At 72.3% G+C, this 19606-nt stretch carries 22 protein-coding genes and 2 pseudogenes; 11 read left to right on the top strand and 13 right to left on the bottom strand.

The features are described 5' to 3' along the window. Positions 1–85: 85 nt before the first annotated feature. Positions 86–1303: an NADP-dependent isocitrate dehydrogenase gene (locus ACGFIZ_RS03295; protein WP_393415327.1), complete on the bottom strand. Its 1218-nt coding sequence runs from the start codon at positions 1301–1303 to the stop codon at positions 86–88. Positions 1304–1580: 277 nt separating this feature from the next. After that, a complete protein-coding gene (locus ACGFIZ_RS03290) occupies positions 1581–1979 on the bottom strand; it encodes a VOC family protein (RefSeq protein ID WP_393415324.1) in 399 nt (132 codons plus the stop codon). Positions 1980–2062: 83 nt separating this feature from the next. Here ACGFIZ_RS03290 and ACGFIZ_RS03285 point away from each other — a divergent pair, with 83 nt between their 5' ends. Next, positions 2063–2884, top strand: coding sequence for a TetR/AcrR family transcriptional regulator (locus tag ACGFIZ_RS03285; protein WP_393415321.1), 822 nt, complete (start codon positions 2063–2065; stop codon positions 2882–2884). An 88-nt stretch (positions 2885–2972) separates the two neighbouring features. Here the strand turns inward: ACGFIZ_RS03285 and ACGFIZ_RS03280 are convergent, their stop codons facing one another. Together ACGFIZ_RS03280 and ACGFIZ_RS03275 are read right to left on the bottom strand one after the other, a co-directional pair. Further along, positions 2973–3923 carry a malate dehydrogenase gene (locus ACGFIZ_RS03280; RefSeq protein ID WP_393415318.1) on the bottom strand — a complete coding sequence of 317 codons (951 nt, stop codon included), beginning with the start codon at positions 3921–3923 and terminating at the stop codon, positions 2973–2975. 261 nt (positions 3924–4184) lie between these two features. Continuing rightward, positions 4185–5045: a bifunctional methylenetetrahydrofolate dehydrogenase/methenyltetrahydrofolate cyclohydrolase gene (locus ACGFIZ_RS03275; RefSeq protein ID WP_393415315.1), complete on the bottom strand. Its 861-nt coding sequence runs from the start codon at positions 5043–5045 to the stop codon at positions 4185–4187. A 148-nt stretch (positions 5046–5193) separates the two neighbouring features. Here ACGFIZ_RS03275 and ACGFIZ_RS03270 point away from each other — a divergent pair. Next, positions 5194–5496: pseudogene (locus ACGFIZ_RS03270) on the top strand (transposase); the annotation flags it as partial. Between the two features lie 9 nt (positions 5497–5505). Here the strand turns inward: ACGFIZ_RS03270 and ACGFIZ_RS03265 are convergent. Further along, positions 5506–5880: a peptidase inhibitor family I36 protein gene (locus ACGFIZ_RS03265; protein WP_393415620.1), complete on the bottom strand. Its 375-nt coding sequence runs from the start codon at positions 5878–5880 to the stop codon at positions 5506–5508. 181 nt (positions 5881–6061) lie between these two features. Between ACGFIZ_RS03265 and ACGFIZ_RS03260 the strand changes: the two are divergent. Next, positions 6062–6155: pseudogene (locus ACGFIZ_RS03260) on the top strand (hypothetical protein); the annotation flags it as partial. Positions 6156–6164: 9 nt separating this feature from the next. Continuing rightward, positions 6165–6641: a hypothetical protein gene (locus ACGFIZ_RS03255; protein WP_393415312.1), complete on the top strand. Its 477-nt coding sequence runs from the start codon at positions 6165–6167 to the stop codon at positions 6639–6641. A gap of 65 nt (positions 6642–6706) precedes the next feature. On the opposite strand, the gene purH is transcribed toward ACGFIZ_RS03255, so the two are convergent. Together purH and purN are read right to left on the bottom strand one after the other, a co-directional pair. Then, positions 6707–8278: a bifunctional phosphoribosylaminoimidazolecarboxamide formyltransferase/IMP cyclohydrolase gene (gene purH, locus ACGFIZ_RS03250; protein ID WP_393415309.1), complete on the bottom strand. Its 1572-nt coding sequence runs from the start codon at positions 8276–8278 to the stop codon at positions 6707–6709. Then, complete coding sequence (purN, locus tag ACGFIZ_RS03245) at positions 8275–8889, bottom strand: phosphoribosylglycinamide formyltransferase (protein WP_393415306.1); 615 nt, start codon at positions 8887–8889, stop codon at positions 8275–8277. The genes purH and purN overlap by 4 nt, the downstream gene beginning before the upstream one ends. A 307-nt stretch (positions 8890–9196) precedes the next feature. On the opposite strand from purN, the gene ACGFIZ_RS03240 reads away from it, so the two are divergent. Together ACGFIZ_RS03240 and ACGFIZ_RS03235 are read left to right on the top strand one after the other, a co-directional pair. Further along, positions 9197–9451: a CD225/dispanin family protein gene (locus ACGFIZ_RS03240; RefSeq protein ID WP_393415303.1), complete on the top strand. Its 255-nt coding sequence runs from the start codon at positions 9197–9199 to the stop codon at positions 9449–9451. Positions 9452–9480: 29 nt separating this feature from the next. Further along, positions 9481–10095: a hypothetical protein gene (locus ACGFIZ_RS03235; RefSeq protein WP_393415300.1), complete on the top strand. Its 615-nt coding sequence runs from the start codon at positions 9481–9483 to the stop codon at positions 10093–10095. Positions 10096–10252: 157 nt separating this feature from the next. Here ACGFIZ_RS03235 and ACGFIZ_RS03230 read toward each other — a convergent pair whose 3' ends face one another. Then, complete coding sequence (locus ACGFIZ_RS03230) at positions 10253–11533, bottom strand: DUF6350 family protein (RefSeq protein WP_393415297.1); 1281 nt, start codon at positions 11531–11533, stop codon at positions 10253–10255. Between the two features lie 150 nt (positions 11534–11683). Between ACGFIZ_RS03230 and ACGFIZ_RS03225 the strand changes: the two genes are divergently transcribed. Beyond that, entirely contained in the window at positions 11684–11944 is a 261-nt protein-coding gene (locus ACGFIZ_RS03225) for a DUF4190 domain-containing protein (protein ID WP_393415294.1), read from the top strand. 59 nt (positions 11945–12003) lie between these two features. Here ACGFIZ_RS03225 and sucD read toward each other — a convergent pair whose 3' ends face one another. From sucD to ACGFIZ_RS03210, 3 genes are all read right to left on the bottom strand, one after another. Next, positions 12004–12891, bottom strand: a complete 888-nt coding sequence (gene sucD / locus ACGFIZ_RS03220; protein ID WP_393415291.1) for a succinate--CoA ligase subunit alpha — start codon at positions 12889–12891, stop codon at positions 12004–12006. 3 nt (positions 12892–12894) lie between these two features. Further along, on the bottom strand, positions 12895–14073 hold the full coding sequence (gene sucC / locus ACGFIZ_RS03215; protein ID WP_393415288.1) for an ADP-forming succinate--CoA ligase subunit beta: 1179 nt from the start codon (positions 14071–14073) through the stop codon (positions 12895–12897). A gap of 460 nt (positions 14074–14533) precedes the next feature. Next, positions 14534–14938: a cobalamin B12-binding domain-containing protein gene (locus tag ACGFIZ_RS03210; RefSeq protein WP_145773587.1), complete on the bottom strand. Its 405-nt coding sequence runs from the start codon at positions 14936–14938 to the stop codon at positions 14534–14536. A gap of 383 nt (positions 14939–15321) precedes the next feature. On the opposite strand from ACGFIZ_RS03210, the gene ACGFIZ_RS03205 reads away from it, so the two are divergent. Both ACGFIZ_RS03205 and ACGFIZ_RS03200 read left to right on the top strand, forming a co-directional pair. Next, the gene (locus tag ACGFIZ_RS03205; protein WP_393415285.1) at positions 15322–16035 is read left to right on the top strand and encodes a M23 family metallopeptidase; all 714 of its coding nucleotides are present in this window, start codon (positions 15322–15324) and stop codon (positions 16033–16035) included. Positions 16036–16308: 273 nt separating this feature from the next. After that, the gene (locus tag ACGFIZ_RS03200; protein WP_393415282.1) at positions 16309–17091 is read left to right on the top strand and encodes a M23 family metallopeptidase; all 783 of its coding nucleotides are present in this window, start codon (positions 16309–16311) and stop codon (positions 17089–17091) included. A 49-nt stretch (positions 17092–17140) separates the two neighbouring features. Here ACGFIZ_RS03200 and ACGFIZ_RS03195 read toward each other — a convergent pair whose 3' ends face one another. Further along, positions 17141–18043: an MFS transporter permease gene (locus ACGFIZ_RS03195; RefSeq protein ID WP_393415279.1), complete on the bottom strand. Its 903-nt coding sequence runs from the start codon at positions 18041–18043 to the stop codon at positions 17141–17143. Then, positions 18040–18477: a hypothetical protein gene (locus ACGFIZ_RS03190; RefSeq protein ID WP_393415276.1), complete on the bottom strand. Its 438-nt coding sequence runs from the start codon at positions 18475–18477 to the stop codon at positions 18040–18042. The genes ACGFIZ_RS03195 and ACGFIZ_RS03190 overlap by 4 nt, the downstream gene beginning before the upstream one ends. A gap of 65 nt (positions 18478–18542) precedes the next feature. Here ACGFIZ_RS03190 and ACGFIZ_RS03185 point away from each other — a divergent pair, with 65 nt between their 5' ends. Continuing rightward, positions 18543–18797 carry a hypothetical protein gene (locus ACGFIZ_RS03185; protein ID WP_393415273.1) on the top strand — a complete coding sequence of 85 codons (255 nt, stop codon included), beginning with the start codon at positions 18543–18545 and terminating at the stop codon, positions 18795–18797. A gap of 20 nt (positions 18798–18817) precedes the next feature. Next, positions 18818–19591, top strand: a complete 774-nt coding sequence (locus ACGFIZ_RS03180; protein ID WP_393415270.1) for a glycosyltransferase family 87 protein — start codon at positions 18818–18820, stop codon at positions 19589–19591. The last annotated feature ends 15 nt before the right edge of the window (positions 19592–19606 follow it).

Raw genomic sequence — 19606 nt, 5'->3', positions numbered from 1 at the left:
CCGGACGACCGAGCCCGCTAGGGCATACCGGACGACGGAGCCCGCCGGCGCGGGGGCCGGCGGGCTCGGTCGGTGTCGCGGTGGGTCAGGCGGCCAGCTTGCGCGCCAGGTTCTCGTCCAGGGCGTTCATGAACTCGTCGGTGGTCAGCCACGGGGCGTCGCGCGAGATGAGCAGCGCGAGGTCCTTGGTCATCTGGCCACCCTCGACGGTGTCGATGATGACCTGCTCCAGCGTGCTGGCGAACTCGGTGACCGCCGGGGTGCCGTCGAGCTTGCCGCGGTGGGCCAGGCCCCGCGTCCAGGCGTAGATCGAGGCGATCGGGTTGGTCGAGGTCTTCTCGCCCTTCTGCCACTGCCGGTAGTGCCGGGTGACGGTGCCGTGCGCGGCCTCCGCCTCGACGGTACGGCCGTCCGGGGTCATCAGGACCGAGGTCATCAGGCCGAGCGAGCCGAAGCCCTGCGCGACGGTGTCGGACTGCACGTCACCGTCGTAGTTCTTGCAGGCCCAGACGAAGCCGCCCTCCCACTTGAGCGCGGCGGCGACCATGTCGTCGATCAGCCGGTGCTCGTAGCTGATGCCGGCCGCCTCGAACTCCGCCTTGAACTCGTTCTCGTAGACCTCGGCGAAGATGTCCTTGAACCGGCCGTCGTACGCCTTGAGGATGGTGTTCTTCGTCGACAGGTACACCGGGTAGCCGCGGTTCAGGCCGTAGCGCATGGAGGCGCGGGCGAAGTCGCGGATGGAGTCGTCGAAGTTGTACATGCCCATGGCGACGCCGCCGCCGGGGAACTTGGCGACCTCCATCTCCACCGGCGCGGAGCCGTCGGCCGGGGTGTAGGTGATGGTCACCGTGCCCGGGCCGGGGACGACGAAGTCGGTGGCCTTGTACTGGTCGCCGTGGGCGTGACGGCCGATGACGATCGGCTTGGTCCAGCCCGGGACCAGCCGCGGCACGTTGGACATGATGATCGGCTCGCGGAAGACGACGCCACCGAGGATGTTGCGGATGGTGCCGTTCGGCGACCGCCACATCTTCTTCAGGCCGAACTCCTCCACCCGGGCCTCGTCCGGGGTGATGGTGGCGCACTTGACGCCGACGCCGTGCTCCTTGATGGCGTTGGCGGCGTCGATGGTGACCTGGTCGTCGGTCTCGTCGCGGTACTGGATCGACAGGTCGTAGTAGTGCAGGTCGACGTCGAGGTAGGGCAGGATCAGCTGCTCCCGGATCTGCTTCCAGATGATCCGGGTCATCTCGTCGCCGTCGAGCTCCACGACCGGGTTGTTTACCTTGATCTTCGCCATCGGCCGGCGCTCCTCTCGGGGGACACGTGCTCAAGCAGTACGAGCGTACTGGAAACCGGACGGCGCCCCCCAGCCGGCCTGGCGTCGACGGCGGGAACCGGGGTGCGCGGCGCGGTGGACCCCTGGCGCCATCGGCCGATGCCACTGAGCCGCACCCTCGGGTCTATCACGGTCACCGCCCTCCTCGACGGGGAGGGGCCGTTCTTCCAGCCCCGCGAGCAGGCGTTCCCGGACGCCACGGCGCGGGGCTTCGCCCCGGTGAACGGCGCGTGCCGGATCAGGGGGCCTCGCCCGGCGCGTGCACCCACTGCACCAGCTGGAGGATCACCCCGTTCGGGTCGGTGACCTGGAAGAATCGCTCCCCCCAGGGCTCGGTCTGGAGCGGAGTCGTGACCGGCACGCCGGCGGCCTGGATCCCGGCGTACTCGGCGTCGATGTCGTCCACCACGAAGGCGACGATCAGGCCCTGGGCCCGCTGCTGCTTCAGGCTCTCCGGCTGGAGGCTGGCCAGCCCGGTACGCAGGAAGATCAGGTTGAAGCCGACCCCCTCGCGGGCCAGCGAGACGAATCCGTCGGCCGCCATCTCCTGCCGGAAGCCGAAGTGCTGCTGGACGAACGCGGCCGAGGCCGCCGGGTCGTCGACGTTGAGCGAGACGGCCGCTGCGGTGATCTGCACGTGGGCTCCCTGGGATCGGACGGCTTACTTCGTACGCTGTACATAGTACTGCGTACGGGGTTTTGGCCTGAGAGGATCAGGGGGTGCCCAACCACCGCAGCGGAGCCGGCGACCCGGCGCGCACCCTGCGACTGCTCTGGCGGCAACCCGACGAGAGCCCACGCCGGGGTCCACGCCAGGGCCGGTCGCTGGACGAGATCGTCACGGCCGCGATCGGACTGGCGGACACCGACGGGCTGGACGCGGTGACCATGCGGGCGGTCGCCCAGGCCGTCGGCGTGGCGGCGATGACCCTCTACACGTACGTGCCGGGCAAGGCCGAGCTGCTCGACCTGATGCTGGACGCGAGCTACGCCCGGATGCCCCGGCCGGACCGCTCCGGCGAGCCGTGGCGGGTGCGGGTGGCGGCGCTCGCGCAGGACAACCGGGAACTGTTCACCGCCCATCCCTGGGCCGCCGAGGTCGCCACCGGCCGGCCGCCGCTGGGCCCCGGCATGATGGCCAAGTACGAGTACGAGCTGCGCGCCTTCGACGGCACCGGCCTGGACGACGTGCAGCGGGACGCGGCGTTGACCCACGTCCTCGACTTCGTCCGGGCCTCGGCCCGCTCGGCGACCGAGGTGCGGCTCGCGCAGCGGGAGAGCGCGTGGAGCGATGAGCAGTGGTGGGCGGCGAACGCCCCGCTGCTCGCCCGCGTCCTCGACGAGCAGCGGTACCCGACCGCCGTCCGGGTCGGCGCCGCGGCGGGGGCCGCGCAGCACTCCGCGTACAGCCCGGAGCACGCGTACGAGTTCGGCCTGGCCCGGATCCTCGACGGCCTGGGCGTCCTGATCGACGGGGTGCGCAGCGGCCGGAGCCGCTCCGCCGCGGCCACGGCTGATCCCGGCGCGGAGCAGAGCGACTGATCCCGGCCCGGACCGGCCCGGCTGACCCCGGTCAGGACAGGAAAACGCCCCGCGACCGGCGGCCGCGGGGCGCTTCGGGTGGCTGGGATCACAGGTTGGCGACGTCGCCCTGCTTGGCGCGGACGGCCTCGGCCGCCTCCTTGAGCGCGGCGATCTCGTCGGCGTCCAGGTCGGTCTCGACGACCCGCCGCACGCCCTCGCGGCCGATCTCGGCCTCGACGCCCAGGTAGACGCCGGCGATGCCGTACTCGCCGTCGACCCAGGCGCAGACCGGCATGACCTCGCCCGAGTCCTCCGCGACGGCCTTGGCCATCCGGGCGGCGGCGGCCGACGGGGCGTAGTACGCCGAGCCGGTCTTGAGCAGGGCCACCACCTCGGCGCCACCGTTGCGGGTCTTGACGACCAGCTCCTCGATCTGCTCGGCCGGCATCACCTCGCGCAGCGGCTTGCCGTCGACGGTGCTGCGCGACGGCACCGGCACCATGGTGTCGCCGTGCGAGCCGAGGGTCAGCGTCCTCACCGACCGCACCGGTACGCCCAGCGCCTCGGCGACGAAGTTGGTGAACCGGGCGGTGTCCAGCATGCCGGCCTGGCCGAGCACCCGGTTCTTCGGGAACTGGGTGGCGAGCTGGGCGAGCGCGGTCATCTCGTCGAGCGGGTTCGACACGACGATGACGACGGCGTTCGGGGCGTACTTGGCGACGTTCTCGGAGACCTGACGGACGATCTTGGCGTTCGTCTCCAGCAGGTCCATCCGGCTCATGCCCGGCTTGCGCGGCAGGCCCGCGGTGATCACCACGACGTCCGAGCCCTCGATGGCCTCGTAGCCCTCGCCGTTCGGGCCGGTGGTGACGCCGACGAGCTTGGTCTCGAAGCCCTCGATCGCGCGCGACTGGTTGAGGTCCAGCGCGAGACCGGCCGGCTTGCCCTCCACGATGTCGGTGATCACGACGGTGTCGAAGACGTCGTACTCGGCCAGGCGCTGCGCGGTGGTGGAGCCGTAGAAGCCGGCCCCGACGACAGTGACCTTCTTACCCATGGTCGTCCCACTCCCTGCTACCAGTCGGTTTTCCGGACCGTATCAGTCATCCTGGCACCGATCAGGCCAGGGGCGGCGGCCAACGGCCGGATGGGGCGAAGGTCACGGCCCCCGTCCAGGTTCGGCCGCGGTCGGCTCGGTGGCGGCGTCCTCGGACACCTCTATGTCGGCGACATCGCGGCGTCCAGCCCTCTCCGACACCCCCATGCCGGCGACATCGCGGCGTCCGAGGCAGCCGGCGACCTGGCGGCCCGCGCGACCTCAGCCGCGCTCGGCCCGCTCGACCACGTTGGTGAGGAGCATGGCCCGGGTCATCGGGCCGACGCCGCCGGGCATCGGCACGAGCTTGCCGGCCACCTCGGCGACCTCCGGGTCGACGTCGCCGGTGTAGCGGCCCTTGCCGTCCGCGCCGACCACCCGGGTGATGCCGACGTCGACCACCACCGCACCCGGGGTGATCATCTCGGCGGTGAGCAGGCCCGGCACCCCGGCGGCGACGATGACGATGTCGGCGGCCCGGGTGTGCGCGGCGAGGTCGAGGGTGCCGGTGTGGCACAGGGTCACGGTGGCGTTCTCGCTGCGCCGGGTGAGCAGCAGGCCGAGCGGGCGGCCCACCGTGTTGCCCCGGCCGACCACCGCGACCTTGGCGCCGCGCAGCGCCACGTCGTGCCGGCGGAGCAGCTCGACGATGCCGCGCGGGGTGCACGGCAGCGGCGCGTCGTAGCCGAGGACGAGCCGGCCGAGGTTGACCGGGTGCAGGCCGTCGGCGTCCTTGCCCGGGTCGATCGCCTCCAGCGTCCGCTGCGTGTCCAGGTGGCCGGGCAGCGGCAGCTGGACGATGTAACCGTGGCAGGCCGGGTCGGCGTTCAGCTCGGCGAGCACGTCGTCGAGCTGCTGCTGGGGGGCGTCGGCGGGCAGCTCGCGGCGGATCGAGGCGATGCCCACCTCGGCGCAGTCGCGGTGCTTGCCGTTGACGTACGCCTGGGAGCCGGGGTCGGCCCCGACCAGGACAGTGCCCAGCCCGGGGATCGTGCCGCGCTCCGCCAGCGCCTTGACGCGTACCCGCAGCTCGTCCTTGATCTCCGCCGCGGTCGCCTTGCCGTCCAGGATCGTCGCCGTCACGCCCAGATCGTCTCATGGCCGGGGCGCGCCGTTCCGCGGACCCGTGTCCCGGCGCCCGACCCGAACCGGCCGGGCCGACCGGACGGGCGCCACCGGACCGTAACGATCCGTCACGTGGCATTAGTCGCGGGGGTAATTCGGGCCATGTATCGGGATCGGGCGCCGAGTCCGAGAACGCCCTGGACCCGGCGAGCGGTCGACATCGGGACGGGCGACGCGGGACGCCGCCGGGCATGTCCTGGCTGACAAGGCGTACAGCTCGAAGGCCATCCGTGCTCACCTGCGCCGCCGCGGTATGAAGGCCACGATCTGGATCAAGGCCGATCAGGCGGCCAACCGCCGCAAGAAGGGATCTCGCGACGGCCGGCCACCGACCTTCGGCCGGGAGCGCTACAAGCAGCGCAACGCCCCCGAACGCGCGTTCAACAAGCTCAAGCAGTTCCGGGCGGTCGCGACCAGGTCAGCACACCTTGGTGCTGCTGGCGCGGTCGTTCCAGCCGTACGCGCGGAAGTCACTGATCTGCGTGTTCGGCGGGAACACCAGGTAGTTGCCACTGTAATTCGCGTGCTCGTAAAGGCACCACCTGTAAATCGATTTGTTCACGGCAGAGCTGGCCACGTCGTTGAAGTTTACGTAATTGAAGTTGGAATTCTGGGTCGAGCTGAGGCCCGTGGGACGGATGTAGTCCCACCCGGTGAAATTGATGGGGTTCCAGATGCAGAACTGGCCCGACGGGCAGTCCGACGAAGCGGCGCTTGCCGGAGACGGGCTGACGAGAGGGGCAAGCATACCCGCCAGACCGACGGTAAGCGCGGTAGCTAGCAGCGTGCGCATCCGCTTCACGTGGTTCCATCCTTCACGTTCGGTGATGTACTGGGACCCTACTGTGGATCAGTTGCGCCTGACACGCGCGCAACATCTCTGCAGTGGAACGGGCGCATCCGGTGCTGGGTTCACGGAACCTCGCAGAAACTTTCCCCAATCGGCCCGGCTCTTCGTCGCGTCCGGCGGCCAAGCCAGCGACGCCTGGCGCGACCTGCGCCGCAACCCGATCTTCTGGATCAGCCTGGCCCTGGTCGTGGCGGTCGCCGCGATGGCGGCCCTGGCACCATGGGGGGATGCGACGGCATCGGGGCATCTCAATGATCGCGGTGGCGGCGGCCCTGACGGCCGCGAGCTGTACGGACGCCGGGGAGCGGCCCGACGGCGACGGCACCGGCGGCCGTACGACGGAGGTCTCCGCCCCGCCGTGCCCGGCCGACCACCGCTACGGCACCGGCCTCGCCGAGGTCGCGGGCACGCCCGGCGTCTTCTGGGCGCTGCTCTTCATCGACGGCGCGGAGCTGCGCGCGGGCCGGTTGACGAAGATCGCCTTCCGGGTCACCGGCCACGGCGACCTGACGCTGGCCGCCGCGGGGCCCGCCGGCGCCCGGCTGGAGCCCGCGGACGTCACCGGGCACACGGGCGGCAGCACCTGGCAGCGCCCGGGCGACGAGTGGGGCAGCCGGTGGACCTTCCCCACGGCCGGCTGCTGGACCATCCGGGCGGAGCGCACCGACGGCACCCGGGCCGCCCTCACCCTCCGCGCCGGCTGACCGCTGCCGGCAAGGCGGTGCGACGGTGCGGGCGCCGGCGGCACACCCACGCGCTCCCCGGTCGCTCAGTGGAAGAAGTGGCGGGTTCCGGTCAGGTACATCGTCACGCCGGCCTCCTTGCAGGCGGCGGCGACCTCCTCGTCCCGGATGGAGCCGCCGGGCTGGACGATGGCGCGGATGCCGGCCTCGATGAGGATCCGCGGGCCGTCGGCGAACGGGAAGAACGCGTCCGAGGCGGCGACCGCCCCCCGGGCCCGGTCGGCACCGGCGCGGGTGACCGCGAGCCGCGCGGAGTCGACGCGGTTGACCTGGCCCATGCCGACCCCGACGGTCGCGGCGTCCCGGGCCAGCAGGATCGCGTTGCTCTTCACCGCGCGCACCGCCCGCCAGGCGAAGGCCAGGTCGCGCAGCGTCTCCTCGTCGGCCGCCTCGCCGGTGGCCAGCCGCCAGGCGGCCGGATCGTCGCCCTCGGCGTCCACCCGGTCGCGCAGCTGGACCAGGACCCCGCCCGTGACCTGCCGCCACTCCGCCGGCAGCGGGTCGAACGCGGGGGCGTGCAGGAGCCGGATGTTCTTCTTGCCCCGCAGGATCTCGACCGCGCCGTCCTCGTAGCCGGGGGCGACCAGCACCTCCGTGAAGATGTCGGCCACCTGCCGGGCCAGCTCGACGCTCACCGGGCGGTTCACGGCGATCACCCCGCCGTACGCCGACACGGGGTCGCACGCGTGCGCCTTGCGGTGCGCCTCGGCCACGTCGGCGCCGACCGCGATCCCGCACGGGTTGGCGTGCTTGATGATCGCCACCGCCGGCTGGTCGGCGAAGTCGTTCGCCGCGCGCCACGCGGCGTCCGCGTCGACGTAGTTGTTGTAGGACATCTCCTTGCCGTGCAACTGCTCGGCCTGGGCCAGCCCCGCCGGGCTGGCCGGGTCGGCGTAGAGGGCGGCGGCCTGGTGCGGGTTCTCGCCGTAGCGCAGCACCGCCCCGCGGCGCAGCGTCAGCCCGGCGAACCGCGGCCAGTCCTCGGCGTCCGGGGCCAGGGTGACCGCGCACCACTCGGCCACGGCCAGGTCGTACTCGGCGATCGCGGCGAACGCGCGGGCGGCCAGCGCCCGGCGCTCGGCCAGGGTGTAGCCGCCCTCGCCCAGCGCCGCCAGCAGGGCCGGGTACGCCGCCGGATCGGTGACCACGGCGACCGAGGCGTGGTTCTTGGCGGCGGCCCGGACCATCGCCGGCCCGCCGATGTCGATCTGCTCCACGCACTCCTCGACGTCGGCGCCGGAGGCGACCGTGGCCTGGAACGGGTAGAGGTTGGACACCAGCAGGTCGATCCCGGCGATGCCGTGCTCGGCGAGCTGGGCGGCGTGCGACTCCTTGCGCAGGTCGGCCAGGAGGCCGCCGTGGATCTTCGGGTGCAGGGTCTTGACCCGGCCGTCGAGGATCTCGGGGAAGCCGGTCACCGACTCGACCGGGGTCACCGGCACCCCCGCCGCGGCGATGGTGGACGCGGTGCTGCCGGTCGAGACGATCTCCACCCCGGCCCCGTGCAGGGCCCGGGCGAGCTCGACCAGGCCGCTCTTGTCGTACACGCTGACCAGCGCCCGCCGGATCGGGCGGCGCTCGTCCTGAGTGGAACTCACGGGACCGTGACCTTTCTTCCGGTGATCGTCCAACCTTCGCGGACCAGGCGACCGACCTGCTCGACGAGCTGGCGCCGCTCGGCCTCCTTGATGCGCTCGGTGAGCGTCTCCTCGTCGTCGTCGTCCAGCACGGGCACGGCGACCTGCGCCACGATCGGACCGGTGTCCATCCCGGCGTCGACGAAGAACAGCGTCGCCCCGGTGACCTTCACGCCGTAGGCGAGGGCGTCGCGGGGGCCGTGGATGCCGGGGAACGCCGGCAGCAGGGTGTTGTGCGTGTTGAGGTACCGGTCGCCGAACGCGGCGAGGAAGTGCGGGCCGACCAGCTTGAGGAAGCCGGCGGAGATGACCAGGTCGGGCCGGTGCTCGGCGACCCGCGCGGTCAGCGCGACGTCCCAGTCCGCCCGGGTCGGGTGGTCCTTCACCCGCTCGACGAACGTCGGCACCCCCACGGCGGACGCCCGGTCCAGGCCGGCGATGCCGTCCCGGTCGGCGCCGACGGCCACCACCCGCGCGCCGTACGCCGGATCGGCGGCGGCGTCGAGCAACGCCTGGAGGTTGCTCCCGGAGCCGGAGACGAGGACGACGATGCGGGCGACGGGCGCGGTCACTCGACAACCCTATCGGGCAGGTCGAAGGGGGTGACGCGCGGGCGCGTGGGGGGCGCGGACGCCGCTGCGGGCCGCCCCGGATCCCGCGCGCCCGGGGGCAACCAGGATGCGGACAACGGAAAACGGTGACCACCGTTGTCGCCGGCACCCTGTACGCTCCCGTCGCTCGGGGCCCCCCGCACGCCCGGCGCGCGCCCGGCCCCGCACCCGTCAGTGATCCGACATGTGCGTTGTGTCGATGAAAAAGGAGTAGGCAGCGATGCAGCCCGGTTACCAGGCGCCCCAACCGCAACAGATCAATAACAACATGACGATGTCCATCGTGGCCATCTTCCTCTTCTGGCCGCTGGCCATCCCCGCCATCATCAACGCGTCCAAGGTCAACGGGCTGCTGCAGCAGGGCGACTACGCCGGAGCGCAGGCGGCTGCCGCCGAGTCGAAGAAGTGGTCCAAGTGGGCCATCATCGTCGGCATCGTGTGGTTCGTGATCGTCCTCGTGTGCTGCGCGGTGGGCGGTCTGGCCGGGATCATGGGTGCGGACACGAGCACCAGCAGCTACTGACAGCACCCTCAGCCAAGGAGCACCAGCGAATGCAGCCCGGTCAGGACCCGTACGGCCAGCAGCCCCACGATCCGTACGGCCAGCAGCCCCACGACCCGTACGGCCAGCAGCCCCACGACCCGTACGGCCAGCAGCCGCAGGCGCCGTACGGTCAGCAGCCCACCTCGGGCCAGCCGTACGGGCACGACCCGTACGGCCAGCAGCCGCAGGCGCCGTACGGCCAGCAGCCCACCTCCGGGCAGCCGTACGGGCAGCCGACGTCGGGCCAGCCGTACGGACAGCCCACCTCCGGGCAGCCGTACGGGCAGGACCCGTACGCCCAGCAGCAGCCCTACGGCGCGGCCCCGTCGTACCCGGGCGCCGGCTACCCCCAGGCGCAGGGGCAGCAGAACACGCTGGGCCTGGTGTCGATGATCCTCGGCATCGCGTCGATCCCGCTGGCGTGCTGCCTGTACCTGGGCATCCCCGTCGGCATCGCCGCGGTCGTCACCGGCCACCTCGGCCGGCAGAAGGCGGCCCAGGGCCTGGCCAACAACGACAGCCAGGCCAAGACGGGCTTCATCTGCGGCATCGTGGGCGCGGGCCTCGGCATCCTGGTGCTGATCCTGGGCATCGTGGCGAACGTCAGCCTGCCCACCACCTGAGGCGGGCCGGCCCGGCCAGCAGGGGCGCTCCGGATCTCCGGGGCGCCCCTTCCCGCGTCCGCGCCCCGGCTGCGCCGCGAAGCGCGCCGCCGGCGCGGAGCGCCGGCCACAGGCGGGCAGGTGAGAGCCGCCCCACCGGAGACGTCAGGCGGGAGCCCTACCTTTTCCCCAGGGCGCGGGGGGCGGCGGCCCCGAGCAGGGCACCGACGGTGATCACGGCGGTCGCCACCGCGGCCACCTGCCACGGGACCGGGCCGATCTCGGCCAGCCGGCCGCCGCCGAGCGGGCCGCCGGAGGCCGCCGCGAGCGCCCCGAGCAGCAGCCCGGCGACCGGTCCGGCGAGCGCCGCCGGGCCGAGCAGCGCCGGCCACGCCACCTCGACGCGGTCCTCCGCGGCCAGCCGGAGCAGCCGGCGGGCGAGCAGCCAGCCGGCGGCCATGCCGGCCAGCGCCGGGACCGCGAGCAGGGCGGCCCCGAACCCCTCGACCGGGCCGCCGGGCAGGCCGGCCAGCAGCGGTACGGCCGGCAGCGCGCCGACGGAGACCTCGCTGGTGCGTACGGCGGTGTCCGTGCCGACGGCGAAGCCCGGCCCGAGCAGGTAACTGGTCGACCAGATCGTGGCGTTGGGCGCGTAGGCGAGGCTGACCAGGGTGATTCCGGCCTGGCCGGCCACCCCCGTGTGGTAGGCCGCGATAAGGTCCGCGGCGTCCCCGCCGCCGGTGGCCACCGCCAGCCCGGCTGCTCCGGCCCCCGCCCCGAGCAGCAGCAGGCCCGCAACCAGGCCGGTGCGCAGGCCGTCGCGCGCCACGGCGGGCGCCCGGGCGGCGAGCAGGCCGGCCACCCCGGTGGTGCGGACCGCCCCGGCCAGGGCCGCGAGCGCGCCGAACACCGCGAAGGTCACCCCGGCGCGGACCGGGGACGCCCGGAGCCCGCCGCCGCTGACCAGCACCGCGGCGAGCGTGCCGAGGACCGCGTACCCGACGCCGACGGCGCCGGCCGCGGTGAGCGCCTGGCGGGGGGAACGCCGACCCCGGGCGCCGATGGCCCGGCTCGTGTGCACGCCGGCCCGGGTCAGCCGCCAGACGGCCAGCACGGCCAGCGCCAGCGGGGCCAGGCCGAGCGGCCCGGCGTCGGTGGACAGCGGCACGCCGTGGCCGAGCAGCCATCCGGCCAGCCCGGCGCGCAGCGCCCCGGTGACGGAGCCGGCACCCTCGCTGAGCTGGGCGAGGCCGAGCACCAGGGCGACGGGCAGGTACGACGTGAGCGCGGCCCCGACGGCGGCGACCCCGGCGGCCACCGCGAGCGGCGCGCGGCCCCGGGGCGCCTCGCCGGCCCGGGGCGCGGGCACCCGGGGACCCGGGACGCGGGCCGCGGGCCGGTCGTCGGCGCCGACCCCGGCGTCCGGACGGCGGGGCTGGTCAGGGGTGACGGAGGACATCGGCTCTACTCTGGCATGCCGCGCGGATGCCGGCAGTCCGATAACACCCCGGGCCCGCCGCGAGTTCGGTGATCCAGCGCCCAGCGGCCCCGATCCGGAATAGCCTCGGCCCAGTACGCGACCTTTCCCAGGGACCGCTCGGAGGAAGCCGTGAACGCTCCGTATCCGCCGCCCCCACCGCCGGCCGCCGCCGGCCGCGACCGCACCACGCTGTGGGGTGTGCTGGGCATCGTCCTCGGCCTGCTCTGCTGCGGCGTCCTGGGGATCATCTTCGGCTACCTGTCGATCCGGGACGCCAAGCGGTACGGGAAGTCCCCCGTGCTCGGCTACCTCGCCATCGCGTTCGGCGTGATCAACATCATCGCCAGCGTCATCCTACGGGCCGGCGGCAACCATCCGCTCTACCGCTGACCGGACGACGCGAGGGGGCCGACCGTTGTGGTCGACCCCCTCGGCGCCTCGGAACTGCGTCAGCCGGCGGACATGATCTCCCGCATCAGCTTGGCGGTCTCGGTCGGGGTCTTGCCGACCTTCACGCCGACCGCCTCCAGCGCCTCCTTCTTCGCCTCGGCGGTGCCCGCCGAGCCGGAGATGATCGCGCCGGCGTGGCCCATGGTCTTGCCGGGCGGGGCGGTGAAGCCGGCGATGTAGCCGACCACCGGCTTGGTCACGTTCGCCTTGATGAACTCGGCGGCCCGCTCCTCGGCGTCGCCGCCGATCTCGCCGATCATCACGATGGCGTCGGTGTCCGGGTCGGCCTCGAACGCGGCGAGGGCGTCGATGTGGGTGGTCCCGATGATCGGGTCACCGCCGATGCCGACGCAGGTCGAAAAGCCGATGTCGCGCAGCTCGTACATCATCTGGTACGTCAGCGTGCCGCTCTTGCTGACCAGGCCGATGCGGCCGGAGCCGGTGATGTCGGCCGGGATGATGCCGGCGTTGGACGCGCCCGGCGAGGCGATGCCGGGGCAGTTCGGCCCGATGATCCGGGTCCGCTCCCCCTTGGCCACGTTGTACGCCCAGAAGGCGGCGGTGTCGTGCACCGGGACGCCCTCGGTGATCACCACGGCCAGCGGGATCTCCGCGTCGATCGCCTCGATCACGGCCGCCTTGGTGAACTGCGGCGGCACGAAGATGACGGTGACGTCGGCACCGGTCTCCGCCATGGCGTCGGCGACGGTCGCGAAGACCGGCAGCGCCGTCCCGTCGAAGTCCACGGTCTGGCCCGCCTTGCGCGGGTTGGTGCCGCCGACGACGTTGGTGCCGGCGGCGAGCATCCGCCGGGTGTGCTTGGAACCCTCGGAGCCGGTCATCCCCTGCACGATGACCTTCGAGTCCTTGGTCAGCCAGATAGCCATGATTCAGACCCCCGCAGCGGCCAGCTCGGCGGCCCGCTCGGCCGCGCCGTCCATCGTGTCGACCCGCTGCACCAGCGGGTTGTCGGCCTCGTCGAGGATCGCCCGACCGGCCTCGGCGTTGTTGCCGTCGAGGCGGACCACGAGCGGCTTGGTGACCTTCTCACCCCGCTGCTCCAGCAGGGCCAACGCCTGCACGATGCCGTTGGCGACCTCGTCGCAGGCGGTGATGCCGCCGAAGACGTTGACGAAGACGCTCTTCACGGCCGGGTCGGACAGGACGATCTCCAGCCCGTTCGCCATCACGGCCGCGCTCGCGCCACCGCCGATGTCGAGGAAGTTGGCCGGCTTGACGCCGCCGTGCCGCTCGCCCGCGTAGGCGACCACGTCGAGGGTCGACATGACCAGGCCCGCGCCGTTGCCGATGATCCCGACCTCGCCGTCGAGCTTGACGTAGTTGAGGTCCTTCTCCTTGGCGGCCTGCTCCAGCGGGTCCACGGCGGCCTGGTCGACCAGCGCCTCGTGGTCCGGGTGCCGGAACGCCGCGTTCTCGTCCAGGCTCACCTTGGCGTCGAGGAGCAGCAGCTTGCCGTCCCCGGTCTTGGCCAGCGGGTTCACCTCGACCAGCGTGGCGTCCTCGGCGACGAACGCCTTCCACAGCCCGACGGCGACCTCGACGACCTGGTCGGCGACCTCGGCCGGGAAGCCGGCGGCGGTCACGATCTCCCGCGCCTTGGCCTCGTCCACGCCGGTGTTCGCGTCGATCGGCTCCTTGACGACCTTCTCCGGCGTCTCGGCGGCGACCTGCTCGATGTCCATGCCACCCGCGACGCTGGCGATGCAGAGGAAGGTACGGTTCGCCCGGTCGAGCAGGTAGGAGAAGTAGTATTCCTCGGCCACGTCCGCGGTCACGGTGATCATGACCTTGTGGACGGTGTGCCCCTTGATGTCCATGCCCAGGATGTCGGTGGCCCGGGCCACCGTCTCGTCCGTGCCCTCGGCCAGCTTGACGCCGCCCGCCTTGCCTCGGCCGCCGACCTTCACCTGCGCCTTGACGACCACCCGGCCGCCGAGGCGCTCGGCGATCGCCCGCGCCTCCTCCGGGGTGTCGGCGACGCCGCCGGCCAGCACGGGCAAGCCGTGCCGCTCGAACAGGTCCCGCCCCTGGTACTCGTACAGGTCCACGATTGCGCGTCCCGTCCTGTCTCCGCGGCGCGCCGTCGCGCCGCCACCAGCGTTGTGAAAACAGTTTGACGCCTGTCATCAGCTGACACAGGCCATTGCCGCAGCCTAGCGAGGCCGGCACGACCGGCAACCGAGCGGGTGCGCGGTGTGCCCTACTCCACAGCGCCCCCGGGCACGCGTACCAGCCCGGACGGTCCCACCGGTCGCGGCCGGCGGCCCGGCGAAAATCTCCGGACGATGTTGGCCGGGCGCGTAACCCCGCCGTGGGGGCGTCGTTGAGTCAGATGTCGGAGCGCTGGTCAGCGCGATGACGGGAGACGGCCGATGCCCTGTCGGTCGAGGGGTGGCGGCGGGGCATCGTGCATAGAGGGGCCGGACGTGTGAGGGGTGCGTCCGGCCCCTCCCCCCGTTCTCCGGGGGGAGGGCCGGCCCGTTCGTCGCCCGAGGGCGCCGGCCCGGGTCAGCCGACCGGCTGGGCCACGTTCGCCCGGACCCACTCCACGATCGACTGCGTGGTCGCGCCCGGGGTGAAGATCTTGGCGACGCCGAGCTGCTCCAACTCGGGAATGTCGGCGTCCGGGATGATCCCTCCGCCGAAGACGACGATGTCCCGGGCGTCCCGCTCGCCGAGCAACTCGATCACCCGACGGAACAGCGTCATGTGCGCCCCGGAGAGCACCGAGAGCCCGACCGCGTCGGCGTCCTCCTGGATCGCCGTCTCCACGATCTGCTCCGGAGTCTGGTGCAGGCCGGTGTAGATGACCTCCATGCCGGCGTCGCGCAGGGCGCGCGCGACCACCTTGGCCCCGCGGTCGTGGCCGTCGAGGCCCGGCTTCGCCACGACGACCCGGATACGAGAGCTCATCAGCGGACACCCTTCCCGGCGCTACGACTGTCACCTGAACGAACGGTAACCCGACCGGCCGCCGGCGGGGAATCCGGGCGGCGCCACTCGGAGGCCCCGGGGCGCGGCGGCCGGGCCGAACGTGTCCGCCGTCACGCTACGCGACGAAAGCGCTCCGCAGGGGTGCCATCCGCCAAAGCGACTAGATCTGACAATACGGGATGCAAACGGACAGATCGACACGCCAATTCGGCCGTCTGGCTTGTGACCAGCGTGGCCGTTGGCTACGGTGTCCACGGTTGTCATCAGATCCACGGACGGGTGACGACGCGGCCAGCCGAGGTTCACCATCGCTTCACGGACGCCAGCGGGTCGTATCGGAACCCCGACAACGGAGGGTGTGCGTGCGCCAGCGCCTGTCGTCTGAGCCCGATAGATATCGCGGTCGCCGCCGCGTGCCCACGCCCCCGCGGAGCCGCTACGCCGCCGTCGTCACCACCGCGTTCGTCGGTGCTGGCATGGTCGCGCTCGGCGCGGCCGCCCTGCCGGACGCCAAGAGCGTCGACCCGGCGGTCCTCGACGATCTCAGGCAGGCCTCCGTCGCCAGCCAGGACGCGACCCTACGCGCCGACTCCGCCGACCGCGCCTCCCGCGCCGACCGGTCGGAGACCAAGGCCTCCACCGAGCAGGACGTCTGGCTGCTGCCCCTGCAGGGCTACGACTTCGACTCCGCGTACGGCATGCGCTGGGGCAAGCTGCACACCGGCGTGGACCTGGTCGCGCCGGAGGGCACCCCGTACGTCGCGATCCACGACGGCACGGTCACCAAGGCCGGCTGGTTCGGCGGCTACGGCTACACGGTGATCGTCAAGCACGCCGACGGCAGCGAGGCCATCTACGGCCACTCCTCCGCCCTCACCGTGCAGGAGGGCCAGCAGGTCAAGGCCGGCGACCAGCTCGGCCTGGTGGGCGCCACCGGCCACGCGTACGGCTCGCACCTGCACCTGGAGATCCATGTCAAGGGCGAGCCGAAGGACCCGGTGCCGTGGCTGCAGGAGCGCGGAGTGGACATCAAGATGCAGGTCGAGGCTTTCTACACCGAGGTAGCCGCGTCCTGACGCTGCGTATCGCCCGTTGACCGCCCGGATCGGCCGATCCGGGCGGTTTTTCGTCGACGTCACCGGTCGAATGTCTACTGCGCCACACAGACAAGTGTGACGGGCGACACGGGCCGCATGATCAATTATCGGGACAGATCGGCGAGGCGGGGCACACAACGGGCGCGGGCGTTCCCCCGGCCGCCGCCCGCACCCCGCCCCCGTACCCGGCCGGACCGGCGCGGACACCAGTATTTCGAGGTCCGCCCCACCCCGAGACGTGAAGGCCCGCCCGTGCAGGAAGACGACATCCACAGCGGAAGCACCACGGCCGCCCCGGGCCGGCACCGCCTGGACCGCCGCCGCCGCGGCGGCCGTGCCCTCGTGGTCGGCGGGGTGGCCCTGGTCGGGCTCGGCCTGGCCGGGGTGTCCGTCGTCACCGCCGCCGGCGGTAGCGACGAGCCGACCGCCGCCGTCGCGGTCGACGCCCAGGCCCGCGCCGAGGAAGCCGCCCGCGCTGACCGCTCCACACGGGACTCCGCCAGCCCGGTCACCCCCTCGGCCGGCCCGGCCACCTCGTCCCCGAGCCCGTCGACCGCCAGCCCGAGCCCGACCAGGACGCTCAACTCCACGCCCACCGCCACGGCGAAGCCGAGGACGACCAGCAAGCCCACTCCCGCCTGGGTCATCCCCATGAAGGGCGCCCAGATCACGTCCTGCTACGGCCAACGCTGGGGCACCCTGCACGCCGGCATCGACTTCGCGATGCCCGCCGGCACCCCGATCCACGCCGCCGCCGCGGGCACCGTGGTCAAGGCCGGCGACGTCGGCGACGGGTACGGCATCTCGGTCTTCGTCGACCACGGCAACGGCTACCTCACCCACTACGCCCACCAGAGCCGCACCGCCGTCAGCGTGGGGCAGCGGGTGAAGGCCGGCCAGGTCCTCGGCTACGAGGGCGCCACCGGCGACGCCACGGGCCCGCACCTGCACTTCGAGGTGCACAAGGGCCAGATGTGGAACCAGATCGACCCCGCGCCGTTCCTGCGCGCCCGGGGCATCGACGTGGCCTGCTGAGCCTCTGCAGATCCTTCCCAGCCCCTTCGCACCGCGCTCCGGGCAGGCGTCACGAGCCCAGCGGGGAGGGCGCCGGATCTGGTTCCGGTGCGGCATCGCGCTGCCCCGAGCGGACCCGGCCGCCGGCGACTCGGCGACGTAGCCACCGCACTGGTCGGACGCGTTCGATCGGCAGGAAGCTCAACATCGCCACCTGGTGCGGAAGGAAAGAAATCGAGATGGCCGCGAACGTCACGAGGTGAAACAGATAGAAGCCGGAGATCGCGACGTAACGGGCACGCTTGCGCAGGACGAAGACCAACGGACTGGCCAGTTCGAATGCCACGATGCCGAACTGCGCGGCGATGAGCAGGCCGGGCACGTCGGTCAGCAGTTCCGTCCATTCCGCGCCCCGGCGGACGACGGCCCGGGTGAGTGTGGCTCCCGTGAGCCACCCGATACCTCCGTAACGGAGCTTCGCCCACGCGGCGAGGAAGTACGTGGCGACAACGGCGAGTTGGGTCACCCGCAGGGACCACCCACCGCGAACGCTTCTCGTCGAGTCGCCATGTCGGGCGCGCCCGACGGTCGGCAGGGTCAGGAGCGCGACAAGGAGGGCGAACCGGTCGTGGTCGACTTTGCCGTAGCTGAAGACGATCACCAGCCACTCCAGGTACAGGGCGGCGACGGTCCACCCCAGCAGTCGGGGCGCGCGACCGGTGGCGGCGACGAGCGCTGACACCAGGAGCACCCAGAACACGGTGGTGACCACCGCGGCGGTGGGAGCCGGCAGCGGCAGGATCCGACCGATACGCAGTGGCTCGTACAGCTCCGGTGGCACGGCGGTGCGGTTGCGAACCCAACCGGTGAAGATCGTGATGTCGGCGATGACGAACAGGTAGACACACGTGCGGAGGGCCGCCACGCGGCCGAGCGGCACCGGGGGCATCAGCCACTCGGTCACCCGCCTCATCGGGGCACCTGCCACTCAGCGACTACCTCGTCCCGGAAGGATCCAGTGGGGCGCCCATCGGACAGCTCATGCCGGCGGATGATCACGGACACCGTGGCGAGCCGGACGTCCGGATGCCGCCGCCGATAGGCGTCCGCGATTATCCGCAGCTCCGTGGGATCCGCGGTGAACCGCCCCACCTGGCCCTCCACCTCGGCTCGCCGCACCCCGGTGTCGTTCTCGGTCAAGATGATGCGCCTACCCGTGTCGGTGGCCGCCAGAACGAGTGCCTCGGACACCGGCTCGTCCGGACTGTCCGCGTAGGCGTACATTTTGAAGGGACCGAACGGGAAGTCGTCGTCACTTCCCGCGACAGTGCCGGCCACGAGCAGGCCGGCGGTCAGAACGGTGACGACGAGGCGCGCAAGCCGACCGGGCCTGGTCATGGAGTCCATGCCAGCACCTTACTGTTGACGGGCATGCGGGCTGCCCCCTCGAGTTGGCTCGCGGGGAGGAAAGAATGCAGCCGCAGGGTAGGCGGACGCTCTGGTTGGCCCGCACCGGTCTCTGGTTTGCGGTCGCACTCGTCGTGGCCCTGCAGGTGGCGGGAGCGCTGAACCGTCCGGTCCGGGACCGCCTGGCCGACCTCCATGTCTACTGGGGCTCCGTGCGGGTGCTCCTGGACGGGGGCAGTCTCTACGACTTCGCGGCGGGGAACGATGCCCCCTTCACGTACCCGCCTTTTGCCGGCCTGCTGTTCACGCCCCTGGCCTGATAGCCGAGGCGCCACTGCGGGTGCTCCGGACGGCGGCGACGATCGGCGTGGTGATCGGGCTGGCGGTGATCGTCAGGCGGGCGGACGGGCTCCGCCGGGTCGATCCCGCGCTGCGCGTACCGGTCGTGGCGCTGCTGCTGTTCGGCTCCGCGCCGGTGTCGAGCAACCTCCGCTTCGGGCAGATCAGCGTGGTACTGGTCGCCCTGGTGCTGGTCGACTGCCTCGGCATCCTGCCCACCCGGTACCGCGGCGCACTCACCGGCATCGCGGCGGCGATCAAGCTCACCCCCATGATCTTCGTGGTGTACTGGTGGGTTTCCGGCCAGCGGCGGACGGCGATCAACGCCGTGGCGGCGTTCGGCGCCTGCACGGGTATCGCCTGGCTTGTCCTGCCGGGGGAATCGGTCCGGTTCTGGTTCACCGAGATCTGGAACGTGGACCGCGTCGGCAACATCGCCACCGGTGGCAACCAGTCCCTCAACGGGGCCCTGCTCCGCTTGGAGCTGCCGGACACCTGGCGTACCGCCCTGGCGGGGACGATCGGCGTCGCGGTCGGGGGGCGGCGCGGCACCATCGCCTGGTTCGCGCTGGTGGCGGCAGTCATGGTCCTACCCGTGACATCGCTCGGGGCGGCGCTGCCGACCACGGCCCTCACCGGAAACGCCCGGCTGCTGCTCGCCGTGGCCGTGGCGTGCCTGGTGCCGTTCGCCGCGCTGCGGAGGAAGAGGGCGGATCAGGAGCCGGCGGCGAGACCGTCCGCCGGCGCGCTGTCGATGGACGCCGGCCCGGTCTGATCCGACGTCAGGCGG

The organism is Micromonospora sp. NPDC048830 (assembly GCF_043198215.1).
GTDB lineage: Bacteria > Actinomycetota > Actinomycetes > Mycobacteriales > Micromonosporaceae > Micromonospora.
Note: the sequence above shows the minus strand (reverse complement) of the source record. Positions and strands in the feature narration are given on the sequence as shown.